Genomic DNA, 18,938 nt, shown 5'->3' on the forward strand with positions numbered 1-18,938 from the left:
AAGTGTCTTTGATTCTAAAATGGGGATCACTAGAAATCCCCATATTTTTAGATCACTCCAACTATTAAGGTTGAAATACTTCTTGTTGAACTCCTCCTACAAGCCATTGAGGACTGTTCGGAAACTGGCGAAAATGCCAAATCTCATCGAGTTGGCTTGGTTGTTCATCATTTTCTTTAATAGATCCGGTAAAGCGGACACTTGCAATAAATGAATTAGATTGTTTTGAAATATCCAGTAATTCGGCGTCCAAACTAATCACTTCTGTTTTGTTGGGTGCATCGCCTCGTTCATCGAGTTGCATTTTAATTTCTGCAAATACTTCGGGTGCGGTAAACTCACTTAAGTCCTGAAGGTTTTTTTGATCGTAAGCGGCTTGTAATCGATTAAAGGTTACTTTAGCTTCACGCAAAAAAGTTTCAGGGACAAAACCAATGGGGTATTCGGAAGTATTACTGTTACCCCCCATGGAACTATTACTAAATGATTGAGTAAAATTATTTAAAGGATTTTGATTAAAAGGGCTGGATTGTCCTGTTTGATAACCTGGTTGCATTTTCCTGCGAAAGAATCCAACGACAAAGAAAAGAACTGCACCTAAAATTAACCAAGACAAAATACCACTGGTAACGCCATGTCCCATAAATAAACTGGTTAAAAGACCACCGATTAATAATCCACTTAATAAACCACCCCATCTACTCGGGTTTTTAGTGCTTTGCCCCATAACGCTGGATTTTTGTGTTTTATTGGTTGAAAATAGACTGCTTTGTGAGCGTTGGACACCAAAGCTTCTACCTCCGCCAAAGCGTTTTGCAGATGCTTCGTGCACTAGTAGCCCGAAACTTAATAATGCAATAAGTAAATATGAAATAAACGTACGCATAGAACTAACCTTTTTTATTTAAGAACTCTTAGTATATATGAATCAGAGGGAATCTGTCTCTTTGTGTTTTAAATATATACTACTTTTTAGAAAATTATTCGTTTTTTAATTTTGGGATGTATAAACATAATCAGGAGGTCGAGGTACAGCGGACCTTATCTTATTTGCTGAACCTTGCCGATTAAACAATATATTCTTCCAGGTTAAAGCCATTTAAAATACCGGGAGTGAAGGGATTCACCTGATTATTTGTTTTTAATAAATAGCGCCCAGAATTGCTGTTCACTTCGAAAAGAATTTGTAAATTGGAGCTATCTTGTTCATCAATAAGAACATTTACCTTTTCTAGAAGTTTGAATAAAGCCCATACTCCTTGTTCAGCGAGTTCGTAATGGTTCCCTTCAATAGAGTCAAGAGCAAGTTTGGCATTTGCTTGGGGCCAGGTAAAGTGAGTCATCGAGTCACTTCCTTGATTATCTGTTAATTTAGTTTGGCCGATTTGTAGTTCCAAGTTTGCAACTATCGGATCAAGGCTGATTTTTTGCAAACTGAAGTTAATTTTGCTTTCTTCACCGCGATCGGGGAAAAACATATTTGTAATGATATTGGCTCGTATCAATGCATCTAATGTTTCCGAGGTGATTGGTATCACGGTATCGTTAATCGCTTTTGGCTTCCATTCTGCACTTGAAATATCCAGGAAAGGTTTTACGTAGTTTTCAGTAAACGTGTTTAACGTTCCATGAGTGGAGAAGAATCGATTAAAATCATGAATCGATATTTCTTCCTTTTGAGACGAGTCAAACGGATAACGTTGGGCGATGGTGGTTTGAAAATCTCGAAAGACAGTTTGTTGCCATTGTTGGTTAATATATTGGCGACTGTCTTTGATTAAAATACTCCAGGCATCACTTGCTAATTGTTTGGACCAAATACTTAAAGGTGCAGGTAAAAGTTTTGCCTGATTATAGAGTAGGCTTACCGGATCTGATGCATTGTCACTAGCGAACCGTGTTCTCGTGATATTAAATGCAGTTTTTCCATTATCATTTATCATGGATAAAGTAGAAATAAAGCGTTCCAAATCAACGATTTTTAAGCTGAGTTCTTGGGTACTGGAATGGCTCATCAAATTCAAGTCAGTAAATTGGCTGGCAATAAACTGATTAAAAGGCGAAGAGTTATTGGTCAAATCTGCCTTAGTTTCTTGTTGAATTAGTCCTATGATTTTACTTAATGCGTGCGATTGTTCTAAAGTCTTAACGACTTGGCGTCCAGCTTGATAATCTTGATAATGAAACGGTTGTGATTTACGCATAAATGTTTGCCACCAGGTGACATAATCAAAGCAATAGGCTTGAATAAGCATATCTTGTAATTGCCCTAAATCATTACGTGCAAGGACCCAGTTTTCTTTTTGCAATGTATGGTTTATTTCTGGAATTATTTTTATTACATCATCAAAACCTGCTCGAGTAAAATAAACAGGCAATTCATTTGTAGCTAAAACAAATCCATTAATTGATATTTGTTGTTTCGTTGCAGGAAAAGACTCTTTGGCAATAGAGTAAAATAGATAACTTGTAGGCAAAGCATTAAGATAATTGCGTGCATCAGTAATGACTTGCTGTTTGATTGTTATATTTTTTGGTGGTTTATTTAAGACCCTTTTTAACAGGGTCAAATGTTTTTTTAAGGTGATTTCTGGTTGATCTTTCCAATTCGAAGCAAACCAATCATGGACTTGTATTGTAGAAAAATGTTCTGGCTGGCTAAGCATTAGGTAAATTTTCAATGCATTATACCGAATAATTGGTGTATTACTCGGATTATTAATCACTTCTTCGAGCTCATTCGTTAGCGAGTATAAAAAATCACCGTAGAGTCGGTTATCGCTAGTGTTTTGCAAATTATTTTTTAGCTGGTGCACAGTTGGCAGGGATAAAGAGTTACTTGGAATATGGCTCATTGTCTGTGCAGCATTCGATAAATGATAAAGAGCCTGATTTTGTTTATCTTGTTGATTAATAAGTACATCATAGGCAAGTAATTCTTTGCTCGCTTCATCCAGTAAGTGCGCTGTTTTATAATAATTGTAACTTAATATAAGCAGGGCAATTCCAACAATACTCGCTGTTGATGAGATAATGGTTTTTTGCGAAAACTTACGTAGTTGTGGAATTTGGCTGCAATGTTCCTGGATTGTTTTTAAGGCTCCCTCAACAAAATAGGCTCTGAAATTGGTTGCTTGAGGAAAAGTATCTTGAACGACTAATGCATATTCGTGCTGAATTTTTTTATTGAGGCGATCAATACTGATACCGCCTTGTTCCGCGCTCGTAAAATAAATGGAATGCAAATGAAACAGTTTTGTTGAAATTCCATGTATTAATGCATGAATCGGGGTACCCAGGCTAGCCACCTGCAATGGAAACTCACGAATTAAACTACGTCTCATCGTGGAGCGTGCAGGGTGCATCTTATGAATGACTTGTTGATTTAGTTGTTCAATCAGTTGATTAAATTGTAAGGCGTAAGCTTCCTTCTTTTTCTTGGGATCATTCATGCAATCCAGAGAAAATCCAAGAGGTTTCGCTAAATCGGTCGCATGCTCTGATTGATAAAACTCAGTAAAGCCGGCTAAAGTATCCATTTTAGTAAATATCAGAGCAAACTCAACGGGATAACCTAAATTAATACCAAATCGTTCTATCAACTGCAGGTGTGCTTTCTTTTGTTCAGCAAATTGTGCGGGATCGGCAATCAGTAAGTCGTTTACATCAATACATAACACTATGCCAGTAATTTTTAGATATGAGTTACAACGATTTAACTGTTTTAGGGTATTGAATAAGAGGCTTTTGCTGTTCGTTAACCAATTTTCACCTAACTCAATCATGATTCCTTGCTGATTAAAATAGACTTTTGCATGTTGTTCGCTAAAGACAGGTATTTCCTCCATGTTGCTTTGTTTTAACAAGGCAGATTTCCCTTGTGCATTTTTTCCCGTAATCACTATAAAAGAGAGTGGATGGTTTTGGGGTTTTAATTGGGAAAGTATTTTTTTTATAGCATCACACAATGCGCGTAAAGAGTTGTCCATTAGCTCTCCAAAAGAGCGAGTTGTGAGTGACCAAATAAAACTGATTTTGCTTTATTTTCCAATAAATATTGGCTGGTAAAAAAAGCAAAGACTACTAAGGTAACCGCAGTAACCATGGTGATTATTACTGTCTTATAACTTTTTTTAGTAGTTTTAGGCAACGGGTTTTCATTAAATAAACGCCGTGGTTGATGAAAGCGGTTTTGCTGAATTATCTGATAGAGGTCATCAATGTAGTTGTCTAAAGCTTGTCGTCCATCGGGTTTAAGGTGATAGTGACCCTCAAAACCTACGATTAGAAAAAAATAAACCAATTCAATGAGATCGAGATATTGGTTGGGGCGCTCTTTAATGTAATTTAGAATTTCAAAAAAACGATATTGAGGTTGAGTATCCCCATTGGTTAGTGGTGTAAAAGCCTTAAATTCGGCATTTATTTGATAGACACGCATGTAATTTTTACCAATGAGTTCATCTATGGTCGCGGTCATTAAGTAGTGGGCAATGATAATGAAATCCATAGGGTACTTGGACGCATCCATCTTACTTTGAAATGCAAGCAGTTCGTGCTCAATGTTATCTCTAATATTTTCAATAGGAGGCAGTGAAGGGCTTAAACAAAGCCTTTCCAATAACGATAAAAGAGGGCCAGCTGCTGCAACCAGGGCGTTAGTAGAAAAAGGGGCAATAAATAATTTAGAACGATAGTACCCCTGCGGGATAAGTGAAGTTCCCGAGTCGAGGCGATTGTTGACCAGCGAGACCGGATAATGCTCGGCTGTCATGGTCTTGCTCCTAATGAATCTTTGTTCCATGAAGTCAAAGTGCTAATTTTCTTAAGCCAATAAAGACGATAATACGTTATGTACTACCTATAGTTCAAGTAGGCTAAGATTTATAATCTGGCCAAAATGAAGCTTGGCTTACTTTTGAAACCACAAATGATTTGATATCTATCCATTCTGTTTATTTTAGTGAATGAATGCGAGCGGGGGCACACCCAGGGACTTAGACACTTGTAGCTGTCTTTTGGCATCCCCAGTTGTTCTTAAGATTACATCATATGCAAGGGGGATCCATGTTGCTTGTGTAGAAATGAAATCCCACTGTCGCGAAAATGACCGTCCTTTCAGTTAATGTCAGGGAGGTAATCGAAACGGGTCCGTTGAGAGATGAAAATTGGAATCTTTCAATTATTTTATTTGCATCATTCCTTAACAATAAGGTACTATTCATGTTCGTTAGATATAGAACCGATTTAGTACTATATTTATAGTATGTGGTAAATTAATAAGTCTGGATTTTATCTGTAATTAATGTGAGTTCCGCCTAATAAATAAAGTGATTTTTTATATTGGCCTGATTTTATTGGAGTTTGGACCTGTGTAAAAGCTGTTCATTCCCGCTTTAGCTCTGGACAAGCTTTATGGGGTAACATTTGTTTGGCGACTAAAAGGTATATATATGGCTAAATATATAGGGTACACGTTAATTAAGACTTAATTAGTACTAGATTATTCGATTTTGAGGTGTTATGCTGCGCATCAGCAAATTGGCCGATTATGGAACAGTAGTGATGGTGTATCTTGCCAGGCACGCGCAAGAATTATGTAATGCTCGTGATATTGCTTTGCATACTCATTTGACTGTACCTACGGTAAGTAAAATTTTAAAACGTTTGACCAGTGCAGGCTTGTTAACCTCAGTGCGCGGAGTAACTGGAGGATATCAATTGCGACGTCCTGCTACTGAAATTTCTGTGTCGCAAATAATTTTTGCATTGGAAGAACATCGTGGATTCACAGAGTGCAGTGCGCACCCTAATGGCTGTTCATTACAAGATGTTTGTACTATTCAGGGTAATTGGCGATTAATTAGTCAAGCAATTGAAACAGCTTTGGATAGTGTGAGTTTAGCTACATTAGCTAAACCCACTTTGCGTGCACGTGATGTGGAGCGGGTTCGACAATTAGCAAGTGGAGTTAATCGTGGCTAAAAGCAGTGAGCAAATTAATTCTCTGCTCGATAGAGAATATCAACATGGTTTTACGACCGACATTGAGGTAGATACTTTTGCACCAGGACTGGACGAAGAGGTTATTCGGCGATTATCAGCAGTTAAAGGTGAGCCAGAATTTTTACTGGAGTGGCGTTTAAAAGCCTACCAACATTGGTTAACTATGTCCCCCCCCCAATGGTCTAGTGTGCATTATCCACCAGTGGATTTTCAGAGTATTTCTTATTATTCAGCGCCAAAAATGAAGAAAGACGCTCCTAAAAGTCTTGATGAGGTTGATCCTGAATTACTAAGAACTTATGAAAAACTTGGTATTCCTTTGAGAGAACAAGAAATGCTTGCTGGTGTTGCTGTAGATGCTGTTTTTGATAGTGTTTCTGTAGCGACCACCTTTAAAGCAAAATTAGCTGAAAAAGGCGTAATTTTTTGCCCAATCTCTGAAGCAGTGCATCAATACCCTGAATTGCTCATGCAATATTTAGGGTCAGTTGTTTCTTATCGAGATAATTTTTATGCTGCTTTAAATTCGGCTGTTTTCAGTGACGGCTCCTTTGTTTATATTCCAAAAGGAGTACGTTGTCCTATGGAATTATCCACCTATTTTCGCATTAATGCGGCCTCTACGGGACAGTTTGAGCGCACATTAATTGTTGCAGATGTCGATAGTTATGTGTCTTACCTAGAGGGATGTACTGCACCCATGCGTGACGAAAATCAATTGCATGCGGCTGTGGTTGAATTGGTCGCTTTAGATGGTGCTCAAATTAAATATTCAACCGTACAAAATTGGTACCCTGGGGATAAAGAAGGTAAAGGTGGTATTTATAATTTTGTGACTAAAAGAGGGGCGTGTCGTGGTAAACGTTCTAAAATTTCTTGGACGCAAATAGAAACTGGCTCAGCAATTACCTGGAAATATCCAAGTGTGATTTTGCAAGGTGATGATTCCGTTGGTGAGTTTTATTCAGTTGCTTTGACAAATAATTATCAACAAGCAGATACCGGTACTAAAATGATTCATATCGGTAAAAACACGCGGTCAACGATTATTTCCAAAGGAATTAGTGCGGGCAAAGCACATAATGCTTATCGTGGCCTGGTACGTATTGCGCCCACGGCAATTAATGCACGTAATTATACTCAATGTGATTCAATGCTTATGGGATCTGAATGTTCCGCGCACACGTTCCCTTATATAGAAGTTAAAAATCCGACGGCGCAAGTAGAACATGAGGCCACAACTTCAAAAATCAGTGAAGAACAATTGTTTTATTGTCAACAACGCGGGATTGATACAGAGGATGCCGTGTCAATGATTGTTAATGGCTTTTGTAAGCAGGTGTTAAAAGAATTGCCTATGGAGTTTGCGGTGGAAGCAACTAAATTATTGGGCTTAAGTTTAGAAGGGGCAGTAGGTTAGTATGTTAAAAATTAAAGACTTAAATGTTTCGGTGAATGGACAAGCCATTTTAAAGGGTATTGATCTTCAAGTGAATGCTGGTGAAGTTCATGCAATTATGGGCCCGAATGGTTCTGGTAAAAGTACCTTATCTAAAGTTTTAGCTGGTCATCCTTCTTATCAAGTCACTGATGGTGAGATTTCCTATTTGGAACAAGACCTGAATCCTTTGTCTCCAGAAGAAAGAGCGCGTGCCGGAGTTTTTCTATCTTTTCAATATCCGGTAGAAATACCTGGAGTGACCAACATTAATTTTCTTAAAGCTTCTGTGAATGCGGTGCGTAAAGGCCAAGGGAAAAATACACTTGATGCTATTGAATTTTTAACGTTCATTCGTGAAAAATGCCAGTTGCTCGAAATGGATGAGAGTTTTTTATACCGTAGTATCAATGAAGGATTCTCAGGAGGAGAAAAAAAGCGTAATGAAATTTTACAGATGGCAGCCCTAGAGCCTAAGCTTGCAATTCTCGATGAAACAGATTCAGGTTTAGATATTGATGCATTGCGTATTATTTCTCATGGTGTTAATGCGATGCGATCTCCTGAGCGCTCCATTATTTTAGTGACCCATTATCAACGCTTACTTGATTACATTGAACCGGACTTTATTCATGTGTTGGTTAATGGGCGTATTATTCTTTCAGGCGATAAATCCCTTGCTCTTGAATTAGAGAAAAAAGGGTACAGCTGGCTTGAGGAAACGGTGCAGTGATGAGCGAGATTTTGGATTTTTACCAACAACAAGCAAAAACAAGTTTATCCTCTTTGCCTTGGCTTGCACATTTGCAAACTAAAGCATTGAGGGATTTACATCGTCGTGGTTTTCCGACCCGCCATGATGAGGATTGGAAATACACCAGTGTTGATGGTTTATTAAACCAATCTTTTTTGCCTGTAAGCAATTTGGAATCAGTAGCGAAGCCTTCGCATTATGACCTGGAGTTTGATTTGCCAATCACGCAAAAAATATTGCTCCAAAATGGGTCTTATTTCAGTGACGATAGGCTTACAAGCGTTTTACCCAAGGGAGTCATCGTTCTTCCATTATCAGCTGCAATCATTCAGCATCCTGAATTACTTGAGCCTTACCTGGGAAATATTTTAAAACAAGAGCATGGCTTTCATTATTTGAATACTGCAATGATTCATTGTGGCGTGATGATTTATATCCCCAAGGGAGTAGTTCTTGAAGAGCCTATTGCATTAACTCATGTACAAACACGCATGAATCAAGCGGTTTATTTGCGCCATGTTATTATTGCTGAGGCAAACAGCCGAGCTACTGTAATCGAAGATTATCAAGGCTTACCTGATGGAAGTTATTTAACGAATACAGTTACTGAAATTTTAGTTGGCGCTAATGCTCAATTAACCCACTATAAGATACAACGCGAAAGTAAATCTGCGTATCACGTGGGGCATGTGGCAGTAAAACAATTAGCAGGCAGTGAATTTGCTAATCATTCATTAAGCTTAGGCGGGCAATGGGTTCGTTCAGATGTCAGTCTGGATTTACAGGAAGAAAAGACATACTCCTTGATGAATGGCATTTATGCGCCTACAGAAGGACAACATGTAGATCACCACACTACAGTACAACATTTAGTGCCTAATTGCAGAAGTGAACAAGATTATAAGGGTATTTTAACGGGACGCTCACGTGCTGTATTTAATGGTAAGGTATTCGTTGCCAAAGATGCCCAACATACTGATGCCATACAACAAAATAAAAACCTGTTACTTTCCGTAAATGCAGAGGTGGATACCAAGCCACAGTTGGAAATTTTTGCTGATGATGTATTATGTTCCCATGGCGCTACAGTTGGACAACTTGATGAAGAAGCATTGTTTTATTTAGCAACCCGTGGCATTGATCGACTTGAAGCATCACATTATTTAATCCATGCCTTTGCTAGTGATAATTTACGGCTTGTTCCGCACCGTGAGTTGGCGGCCTATATGGGGCATTTATTAACGAAACAGTTGGGGTAAGGCTAATGGACGCTTTGGATATTGAGGCAATTCGTAGAGATTTCCCTATACTTAATCAAAAAGTGAATGATTTTGATTTAATTTATTTTGATAATGCAGCAACAACACAAAAGCCTAAGGTTGTAATCGAGGCCATGTCTCGTTATTACGAACAGGATAATGCCAACGTACATCGTGGTGTTCATGCTTTAAGTGTCAGAGCTACTGAACTTTATGAAGCTGTTCGTTCAAAAGTGAAGCGTTTTATTAATGCTTATTCACCACGAGAGTGTATTTTTGTCCGTGGGACAACAGAGGCAATTAACCTTGTTGCCCAAAGTTTGGTTGCACCACGTATTTTGCCTGATGAGGAAATATTAATCACACATATGGAGCATCATTCAAATATTGTACCTTGGCAAATGGTATGCAAAAAAACGGGTGCAAAATTACAGGTAGCACCTATTTCGCTTGAGGGTGAAATCTTATTGGATGAGTTTGCTAAAAAATTAAATAAGAATACTAAGCTTGTGGCAATCAATTATGCTTCCAATGCATTAGGCACGATTAACCCAGTGAAAAAAATGATTGAGATGGCTCATGAGTATGGTGCAAAGGTTTTATTAGATGGTGCCCAAGCCACGGCTCATTTACCTGTTGATGTGCAAGATTTGGGTTGTGATTTTTATGCCTTTTCAGGCCATAAAATGTATGGTCCAACAGGCATAGGCATATTGTGGGGTAAAGAAGAAATTCTGGATGCAATGTCACCCTATCAAGGGGGAGGGGAGATGATTAATTATGTCACTTTCGAGGCAACAGAATATGCGCCACTCCCGCAGAAGTTTGAGGCAGGCACCCCTAATATAGCTGGCGTAATAGGCTTGGGTGCTGCTATTGATTATTTAGGATCGTTAGATTTAGATGCAATTGCTGCTTATGAAGCACAGTTATTGAACTACGCAACTGCTGCTGTTGAGTCAGTAAGTGGATTTAATATCATTGGTACAGCGCAACATAAGGTGCCCATTATTTCTTTTGTGCATGGAACAATTCATGCCCATGATATTGGTACTATTTTAGATAGTGAAGGGATTGCTTTACGCAGTGGCCATCATTGCGCTATGCCATTGATGGACTTTTACAATGTTGCTGCTACCTCACGTATTTCTTTATCATTTTATAATACAATCAATGAAATTGATTCATGTGTACAGGCATTGCATCGCGTTAAAGAGGTATTTGCATGAGTGCTGAATTGCGAGAGTTATATCAGGAAATTATTATCGATCATAATCGTAATCCTCGCCATCACTATACAATGCAGGATGCAACGCATCAAGCCAATGGCTTTAATCCTTTGTGTGGCGATAAATTAACCGTTTATGTCAAGATTGAAAATGATTCGATTGCTGAATTGAGCTTTTTAGGATGTGGTTGTGCGATATCACAAGCCTCCGCTTCTTTGATGACTGATTCTTTGAAGGGAAAAACAGTGACAGAAGCCCATGAAATGTTTCATCGCTTTCACCATATGCTGACTCAAAATGAAGAAAGCCAGTTACAGTATATGGATAAATTGACGGTGCTTGCTGGAGTTAAAGCTTATCCGGCACGCGTAAAGTGCGCTACTTTGGCTTGGCATACGTTGGAAGCCGCATTAAATAAAGAAAGCAATGTGGTAAAAACAGAATAGAAATAGTGAATGGCGTTATTTAGGATACTGGTTACGAATTAGCCTTCATCCAGGCTACAAAAATAGGTACGTTTATGTTTGGTTTTAAGAAAAAACAGGATTCTGAGTTATTGAAAGAGGCCATTATCAATGCCCTTCGAGGTGTTTATGATCCAGAAATCCCTGTTAATATATATGATTTGGGCCTAATTTATGATGTATCTATAGACGATAATGCCCATGTCTTAATTCAAATGACGTTAACTACTCCTGGATGTCCGGTTGCGCAAACTTTTCCAGGAACTGTAGAGCAAGCAGTCAATCAAGTGGAAGGGGTTAGCGATTGTACGGTTGAATTAGTTTGGGAGCCACCTTGGTCCCAAGAACGGATGACTGAAGCAGCGCGTCTTGAATTGGGAATTTTTTACTAATGTGGAAACCCTCTGCATCCATTGAATTGTTACGTCAACGTGCTGAATTATTAAAAAAAATACGTTATTTTTTCACGGAGCGTGGTTATTGGGAGGTAGAGACTCCTATAATGGCGCGTTACGGTACAACAGATGTTTACTTAAGTAATATCGAAGCGCTATTTCGAGGTGAAACCTATTACTTACAAACCTCTCCTGAATACCATATGAAACGTCTTCTTGCAGCGGGTAGCGGTCCCATTTTTCAAATTGCACGCGTATTTCGCGATGATGAATTAGGTCGTTGGCATAATCCAGAGTTTACTTTATTAGAGTGGTATCAATTGGGAATTGATCACCATACTTTGATTGGAGAAATGGATTTATTCTTACAAATGATCTTGGAATCTAGGCCTATGCTTAAGAAAACCTATCAGCACGCTTTTCTTGAGGCGTGTCATATTGATCCTTTTTGTGCAACAGTGGATGAACTTCGCCAAGTATTAGTCTATTTTAATTTAGACAAAGTGCTGCCTGCGAATGAAGAAGATAAAGATCAGTATTTATTTTTACTGATGAGCCATGTAGTCGAGCCTTTTTTAGCTAAGGAGAGTGTTCCTGTTGCTTTATATGATTTTCCGAGCTCACAAGCTGCTTTAGCCAAAATTAATAATGGCGTTGCTGAACGTTTTGAAGTGTATTATCAAGGGGTGGAATTAGCGAATGGGTTTCATGAGTTAACCGATGCTGCTGCTCAGAAAAAGCGTTTTGTCCTGGATCAGCACCTGCGCAATCAAAAAGGGCTTCGCGCCGCTGAAGCGGATCAATACCTTTTAAACGCTTTGGAGCATGGGTTACCTTCGTGCAGTGGTGTGGCTTTAGGAGTCGATAGGCTCTTGGCTTTGGCTCTAAAAAAATCTGAAATAGCACAAGTTATTTCGTTTGATTTTTTAAGAGCATAGGGCAATTAGACTGAAACCAGACTTTTCCCCAAGTTTTTTAACTTGTGCCTGAGAGACAGTCTTTTATAAGGGTATATTGTGTGACAGTTCAATATCGCATTCCTTTCGATATTGGATGTATTCCCATTTTGCCTTTCTATCCATGGATTGAAATTCATTTATTTTGGCAGTAATTCTCTGGGTAAGAATTTTTTTATATTCAGCATAATCTGCACTTGATTTTACAAAGTCTTGCGGGGTGTTCAAACAGTAGCTTATATAATTAAGTTGTTCTTGAGTTGCATGAGGAAGATCTGGTTTTGAAGGGGATGTAAAAAAACAGTTTCGTAATCCCTTCAAGAACGACCAGCTGATCATATCTTGTAATTCTTCAGTAATGAATTTAAATTCAGCGGGTTGTTCTACAGGAATACGCTCTAGTTCACCGTTAATCATTTCAACGTAATCTGCGATTAATTTTGTGGAAAAAGGCATTGTGGTCAACTCATTGGTTCTATTAATTGCCCGAAGTATAAAATTTTTGATCATGAAATAGCAAGAGTGGGTTATTCAAAATTGCTGTTTCATTCTATCTATCTTTTTCAGTTATAAAGAGCTAATTGCTCATGACAAATCCATTTAGCTTCCGCAATGATGGAATAAACTTCATTATCTCCAATAATGATATGATCCAACAATCGCACATCAACTAACTCTAACGCTTCACGCATGCGCTCCGTTACTGCTATATCTTGGGGGCTGGGATCAGATACACCTGATGGGTGATTGTGCGCAAGTATTAATGCCGCAGCATTAAGTCTAAGAACTCGCTCTATGATTGGCCTTGGGTGAATCGTTGCGGTATTAATGGTTCCGGAGAAAAGTTCATCATAAGCAATAATGCGGTGTTGATTATCTAGAAACAATGCAACAAATGTTTCATTTTTATAATCACGTAAACGTTTTTTTAAATAGACATATGTTTGTTTGCTATTAGTAATTTGGTTTTCCTTTTGGATTTGAATAAAATCACTACGTCGGCATATTTCTTTTACCGCTTGTAACTGGACATACTGAGCTTCTCCTAATCCTTTTACCTGTTTGAAACTTTGTGTGTCTGCATTAAGGATGGCACGTAAATCACCTAAATGAGCGAGAAGGTCGCATGCTAACTGCATGCAGGAGTTTTTTTTATTGTCTGCATTGATAAAAATAGCAAGTAACTCTATATCTGAAAGGCTCTGCGAGCCATGAGTAAGTAATTTTTCACGTAGATCGAACTACCCTGTTTGGACGACTGTCATTTTCTATTCCTTTATTGCGAAGTTTATGCTTTGATCGGTGCTATTCTTATCAAAAAAGGTTCGTTATGCAAGATTTTATTGGTAGAAAAATTCTTCTCGGGGTTTGTGGCGGTGTCGGTGCATATAAATCGGCGTTTCTCGTGAGAGAGCTAACTCGAGTGGGTGCCGATGTTAAAGTCGTGATGACTCGCTCGGCACATGAATTTGTGAGTCCTTTATTGATGCAGGCATTATCGGGTAATGAAGTGCGCACTGATTTATTTGATGCTCAGGCTGAGCGTGCCATGGGGCATATTGAATTAGCGCGTTGGGCTGAATGTCTGGTTATAGCTCCTGCTTCTGCAAATTGCCTGGCTAAATTAACACAAGGAATCGCAGATGATTTGCTTTCTACTTTGTATCTTGTTGCAGAAACCCCTATTATCGTTTGTCCTGCTATGAATCGGAGCATGTGGGCTCATCCGGCGACTCAGGCAAACTGTAAGATCTTGCAAGACAGAGGGGTTATTTTTGTTGGGCCCGAAGAAGGTTCCCAGGCTTGTGGTGAGTATGGTATGGGGCGTGTCAGTGAGGCAGAACAAATTATCAATGCCATACGTTTACATGAAGTGCATCGATTACTCTCCGGTAAAAAAGTAGTAATTACTGCAGGACCTACACGTGAATCTATAGATCCAGTACGTTATATAAGTAATTATAGTTCGGGTAAAATGGGATATGCCATGGCAGAAGCTGCAGCAATGGCTGGAGCTCAAGTTACTTTAATTAGTGGGCCAAGTACATTAAATGTCTCGACTAACATTCAAAAGATTTCTGTTGAATCTGCTCAAGAAATGTTGAATGCAGTAATGCAAGAAATGCCGCAGGGGGGAATATTTATAGGAACAGCAGCTGTTGCTGATTACAGGGTTGAGTCACCAGCACTTGAAAAAATTAAGAAAAAAAATCAGGATGAGTTAATGCTTAAGTTAATGAAAAACCCTGATATTTTAAGTCAAGTTGCTGAATCGGCTAAAGCATCTTTCGTTGTGGGATTTGCAGCAGAGACTACAAATGTTATACCCTATGCTTTAGAAAAATTGCAACGTAAGAAACTGGATATGATAGTAGCAAATTCAGTCGGAAAAGGAATTGGATTTGATAGTGAAGTGAATCAAGTAACTGTCATTACAAAAAGCAAACAAATCGAATTATCGTTAACCCATAAAACACGGTTAGCAGGTCAAATTATTGCAATCCTTGCCGCAACTCTGCAAAATGAGGCGCATCAAAATTAATGGGAAAAATGATGACACAAGCGATTCAATTAAAGATTCTTGATTCAAGAATAGGTGATACTATTCCTTTACCTGCGTATGCAACCCAGGGTTCGGCAGGTTTGGATTTGCGGGTTTGCATTAACGAACCTATCCAAATTGCTCCTCAAGAAACAGTATTACTGCCTACAGGCATTTCGATTTATATTGCTGATCCTAAACTTGCGGCGGTTATTTTACCTCGTTCGGGTTTAGGCCATAAAAATGGCATTGTTTTAGGAAATTTGGTGGGATTAATTGATTCAGACTACCAAGGTGAACTTAAGATCTCCTGTTGGAATAGAGGTGTCGAACATTTTACAATAAATCCTGGGGAGCGTATTGCGCAATTAGTTTTTATACCTGTTGTGCAAGCTTCTTTTGAAATAGTGGATGATTTTACGGAAAGTGATAGAGGTGAAGGTGGATTTGGAAGCTCAGGGAGGCATTAAGATGAACTATCAGCAAAAGCCAATTTCTCGGTCGGTGTTTCGTGCTTATGATATTAGAGGCATTATCGGAGAGGAATTGGATGAACATTCTTTTTATAGTATTGGATTGGCAATAGCCTGTTATTTACATGATTTAAAAAAACAACAAATTTTCCTGGCACGTGATGGACGCCTTACCAGTTTAGCAATGGCTTCGGCCTTGAAACAAGGGTTACTGGATAGTGGCATTGACGTATTTGATTTGGGCGAAGTTGCTACTCCGGTGATGTATTTTGCCGTATCTACTCAAGAAATTGATTGTGGGTTGATGGTGACGGGCAGCCATAATCCAGCCAATTATAATGGCATTAAAATGGTTTTATCTGGAAAAACCTTAATGCAGGAAGACATCGATATTTTGTATCGTTTAGTGGCGAAGGGTGAACGCGTTTTGGGGCATGGTCACGAGAGTGCGTTTGATATTCTACCTGCCTATAAACAACGAATAATGAGTGATATAAAAATTAACCGCCCATTAAAAGTTGTGGTTGATTGTGGGAATGGGGTTGCGGGTCCCGTAATTCCGCAAGTACTTCGAGAATTAGGATGTGATGTTATTGCTTTATACTGTGATGTGGATGGTCGTTTCCCTAATCATCACCCTGATCCCACCATTGAGGCAAATTTAGAGGATTTAAAAGCTGCAGTGGCAAGTCATCAGGCTGATGTAGGTTTAGCATTTGACGGTGATGCCGATCGATTGGGTTTAGTGACCAATAAAGGGGAAATGATCTGGCCTGATCGTCTCATGATGCTTTATTCACGTGAATTGTTAGATAGACTTCCAGGTGCTACGATAGTTTTTGATGTTAAATGCTCCAGCCATTTAGAATCAGTAATCAAGGAAGCAGGCGGTATACCTAAAATGTGCCCTACGGGTCATTCTATAGTTAAACATGTAATGAAGAAGGAACAAGCTGTTCTAGCGGGTGAGATGAGTGGTCATTTGTTCTTTAAAGATCGCTGGTATGGATTTGATGACGCGTTGTATAGTGCTTGTCGTTTGTTAGAGATTATAAGTGCATCAGATATGAGCGTGAGCGATCAGTTTGCATCAATTCCTAATAGTATAAATACTCCGGAATTAAAGATTGCTATTGCTGATGAAGAGAAGTTTCAGTTTATGGAACGATTTAGTGGAATGGCAGATTTCTCAACAGCACGCATTATTTCAATCGATGGCTTACGCGTTGAATTTGAAAATGGATGGGGATTGTTACGAGCATCGAATACTACTCCTTGTCTTGTTGCCCGTTTTGAAGCAGATGATGAAAATTATTTGGAGCAAATAAAACGGTTATTTAGGGCACAAATGAAACGGTTGGATGCTACATTGGAGTTACCATTTTAATGATGCTGTAGTCCTTTTGCCAAGGATGTTTGATTAATGACGCCAACTTAAGTACGTTTAGCCCGAACAGGGAGCAGTTTTACTTAAGTTGACGCCATTACATCCAAATTTTAGTCTTTTCTCGTCAATGAACGTAGTAAACTTCTTAGGAGTCATAATACGCTTCAATATATCTTTGGATTTGCAAGAGTATCAATCAGTTTTTGATTCCTCTATTCCATATCGATCTAATACATGTTGGCTAATACTTTGAGCTAATTCCACTTCACTGAAAAAAAATGTTCCTTTAATGTCTTGATTTAAAAGGTTTTTTTCTTCTTCATTTTGTGCCCTAATGACTAGTTCAATTGCTGGATTTAATTGTTGGGCTTCCTTTAATGTCTTCCTGATATCAAAAACATCAAAGGTTGTCACAATGAGCATTCCTGCTTGTGCAATATGTGCTTGAATCAGTACAGAAGGATCGGTGCTATTTCCAAATACTGCAGCTATTTTATACTCTCTCAATTGTTCTATTAGCTCACGATTTTGATCAATGACTACATAGTGTATCTCTTGATTGGTTAATAAAGTTCCAATAAGCTTTCCAAGCTGATTATATCCAACCAGAACTACATGGCCTGATAGATATTTTTCATCTTCAGTGCTCGATAGCTCCATTAAAGGATCTTCAACAAGTTCAAAACTACGAGCCCCGGGGGACTTGGCGCATATCCAGGATTGCAATGGTTTGATAGCTTTAAATAAGAAAGGATTTAGAGCAATAGAAATTAAAGCGCCGGCAAGAATTAGATCTTGTCCCTCTATGGATAGTAAGTTTAATTGTACAGCGTAGGCAGAGAGAATAAATGAAAACTCCCCGATTTGGGCCAAGCTTGCTGCAACCGTTAGGGCAGTATTTAATGGATAACGAAAAACAAGTACCAATAACATTGCGGAAAGAGATTTTCCAACAATAATAATGCTGACAATAATAAGCACTCGCACCGGATGTTCAATAAAAATGTATGGATTAAATAACATTCCTACCGACACAAAAAATAAAACGGCAAAAGCATCCCGCAATGGGAGGGATTCTTCTGCAGCCCTGCGGCTAAATTTTGATTCTTGGATAATCATTCCCGAGAAAAATGCACCCAGAGATAAGGAGAGCCCAAATAATTTTGATGCTCCAAAAGCAATACTAACTGCAGCCGCAATGACACACAAAGTAAAGAGTTCTCTTGAGCCCGTACGTGCAATTTGCCAAAGTAATTTAGGGAGTATCCAACGGCCAATAAGGAGCATGACAACAATAAAAGATGAGAATTTAAATAGTACACCTCCCAAGATAAACCATAAATTGTTACTTTCATTTCCTGCAACTGTGTTATCTAACCAATACGCCATAAGGGGCAAAAGTAAAAGTGCAATTATCATTGCAATGTCTTCAACAATTAACCATCCAACTGCAATTTGCCCATTAATAGAATGTAACATTTTTTGATCTTCCAACGCTCTTATTAATACCACAGTACTGGCAACAGATAAGGCAAGACCAAAAACGATGGAACTTATTAGATTCCAGCCCCAGCAGGTAGCAACACCTACCCCAAGAAAGGTTGTAACAATAATCTGGAGTAATGCACCAGGCAAAGCAATTTTTCGGGTTTCAAGCAAGTTATCTAAAGAAAAGTGAAGACCAACACCAAACATTAATAAGATTATGCCTATTTCAGCAAGTTCTGCGGCGATGTGTGGATTTGCTACAAATCCTGGAGTAAATGGACCAATTATTATACCCGCTAATAAATATCCTACTAATGCTGGAAGCTTAAGTTTTATAGCAATGAGTCCCATCACCAAAGCTAAACCCAGAGCCGTTGCCAGAGTTGTAACTAAAGGTAGACTATGGTTCATCTATCAAGTATCCCTTTTAAGTGATAGTTATAATTTGTTCCACATTGTTGAATTATAGGCACATCTTTTATATTAATGTTTATAATTTTTGCAAATTAGTAAGAAAGTCTATTGAAACAACGTAATAAAAAGGGGC

General features: G+C 38.6%; 16 protein-coding genes and 1 pseudogene. 11 read left to right on the forward strand and 6 right to left on the reverse strand.

What is annotated here, in order from left to right; genetic code table 11:
• Positions 1-64: 64 nt before the first annotated feature.
• The 3 genes from EKG34_RS14110 to icmH form a co-directional block, all read right to left on the reverse strand.
• Positions 65-886 carry a Tim44 domain-containing protein gene (locus EKG34_RS14110; RefSeq protein ID WP_003634646.1) on the reverse strand — a complete coding sequence of 274 codons (822 nt, stop codon included), beginning with the start codon at positions 884-886 and terminating at the stop codon, positions 65-67.
• A gap of 181 nt (positions 887-1,067) precedes the next feature.
• Entirely contained in the window at positions 1,068-3,989 is a 2,922-nt protein-coding gene (icmF, locus tag EKG34_RS14115; protein ID WP_003634648.1) for a type IVB secretion system protein IcmF, read from the reverse strand.
• On the reverse strand, positions 3,989-4,774 hold the full coding sequence (gene icmH, locus EKG34_RS14120; protein ID WP_003634649.1) for a type IVB secretion system protein IcmH/DotU: 786 nt from the start codon (positions 4,772-4,774) through the stop codon (positions 3,989-3,991). Before icmH ends, icmF begins: the two co-directional genes overlap by 1 nt.
• A 749-nt stretch (positions 4,775-5,523) precedes the next feature.
• On the opposite strand from icmH, the gene EKG34_RS14125 reads away from it, so the two are divergent.
• The 8 genes from EKG34_RS14125 (at position 5,524) to epmA (ending at position 12,483) form a co-directional block, all read left to right on the forward strand.
• Positions 5,524-5,985, forward strand: coding sequence for an SUF system Fe-S cluster assembly regulator (locus EKG34_RS14125; protein WP_003634651.1), 462 nt, complete (start codon positions 5,524-5,526; stop codon positions 5,983-5,985).
• Complete coding sequence (gene sufB / locus EKG34_RS14130) at positions 5,978-7,426, forward strand: Fe-S cluster assembly protein SufB (protein ID WP_003634653.1); 1,449 nt, start codon at positions 5,978-5,980, stop codon at positions 7,424-7,426. Before EKG34_RS14125 ends, sufB begins: the two co-directional genes overlap by 8 nt.
• Before the next feature lies 1 nt (position 7,427).
• Positions 7,428-8,177, forward strand: a complete 750-nt coding sequence (gene sufC, locus EKG34_RS14135) for a Fe-S cluster assembly ATPase SufC (protein WP_003634654.1) — start codon at positions 7,428-7,430, stop codon at positions 8,175-8,177.
• Entirely contained in the window at positions 8,177-9,457 is a 1,281-nt protein-coding gene (gene sufD, locus EKG34_RS14140; RefSeq protein WP_003634656.1) for a Fe-S cluster assembly protein SufD, read from the forward strand. The genes sufC and sufD overlap by 1 nt, the downstream gene beginning before the upstream one ends.
• 5 nt (positions 9,458-9,462) lie before the next feature.
• Positions 9,463-10,686: an aminotransferase class V-fold PLP-dependent enzyme gene (locus tag EKG34_RS14145; RefSeq protein ID WP_003634658.1), complete on the forward strand. Its 1,224-nt coding sequence runs from the start codon at positions 9,463-9,465 to the stop codon at positions 10,684-10,686.
• Positions 10,683-11,132: a Fe-S cluster assembly sulfur transfer protein SufU gene (sufU, locus tag EKG34_RS14150; RefSeq protein ID WP_003634660.1), complete on the forward strand. Its 450-nt coding sequence runs from the start codon at positions 10,683-10,685 to the stop codon at positions 11,130-11,132. Before EKG34_RS14145 ends, sufU begins: the two co-directional genes overlap by 4 nt.
• Before the next feature lie 74 nt (positions 11,133-11,206).
• The gene (locus EKG34_RS14155; RefSeq protein ID WP_003634662.1) at positions 11,207-11,542 is read left to right on the forward strand and encodes an SUF system Fe-S cluster assembly protein; all 336 of its coding nucleotides are present in this window, start codon (positions 11,207-11,209) and stop codon (positions 11,540-11,542) included.
• Entirely contained in the window at positions 11,542-12,483 is a 942-nt protein-coding gene (epmA, locus tag EKG34_RS14160; protein ID WP_003634663.1) for an elongation factor P--(R)-beta-lysine ligase, read from the forward strand. Before EKG34_RS14155 ends, epmA begins: the two co-directional genes overlap by 1 nt.
• Before the next feature lie 63 nt (positions 12,484-12,546).
• On the opposite strand, the gene EKG34_RS14165 is transcribed toward epmA, so the two are convergent.
• Complete coding sequence (locus EKG34_RS14165; RefSeq protein ID WP_003634665.1) at positions 12,547-12,957, reverse strand: hypothetical protein; 411 nt, start codon at positions 12,955-12,957, stop codon at positions 12,547-12,549.
• A 107-nt stretch (positions 12,958-13,064) separates the two neighbouring features.
• A pseudogene (gene radC, locus EKG34_RS14170) lies at positions 13,065-13,739 on the reverse strand (RadC family protein); the annotation flags it as partial.
• Positions 13,740-13,831: 92 nt separating this feature from the next.
• Between radC and coaBC the strand changes: the two are divergent.
• From coaBC to EKG34_RS14185, 3 genes are read left to right on the forward strand one after another with little or no spacing between them, the layout of a single operon-like run.
• Positions 13,832-15,043, forward strand: a complete 1,212-nt coding sequence (gene coaBC, locus EKG34_RS14175) for a bifunctional phosphopantothenoylcysteine decarboxylase/phosphopantothenate--cysteine ligase CoaBC (protein ID WP_003634669.1) — start codon at positions 13,832-13,834, stop codon at positions 15,041-15,043.
• 11 nt (positions 15,044-15,054) lie between these two features.
• Positions 15,055-15,513, forward strand: a complete 459-nt coding sequence (dut, locus tag EKG34_RS14180; RefSeq protein WP_012979473.1) for a dUTP diphosphatase — start codon at positions 15,055-15,057, stop codon at positions 15,511-15,513.
• 1 nt (position 15,514) lies between these two features.
• The gene (locus tag EKG34_RS14185; RefSeq protein WP_003634672.1) at positions 15,515-16,903 is read left to right on the forward strand and encodes a phosphomannomutase/phosphoglucomutase; all 1,389 of its coding nucleotides are present in this window, start codon (positions 15,515-15,517) and stop codon (positions 16,901-16,903) included.
• A gap of 192 nt (positions 16,904-17,095) precedes the next feature.
• Here EKG34_RS14185 and EKG34_RS14190 read toward each other — a convergent pair whose 3' ends face one another.
• The gene (locus EKG34_RS14190; protein WP_003634674.1) at positions 17,096-18,802 is read right to left on the reverse strand and encodes a cation:proton antiporter; all 1,707 of its coding nucleotides are present in this window, start codon (positions 18,800-18,802) and stop codon (positions 17,096-17,098) included.
• Positions 18,803-18,938: the final 136 nt, after the last annotated feature.

The organism is Legionella longbeachae, assembly GCF_004283175.1.
In the GTDB taxonomy this organism is placed as follows: Bacteria; Pseudomonadota; Gammaproteobacteria; order Legionellales; family Legionellaceae; genus Legionella; species Legionella longbeachae.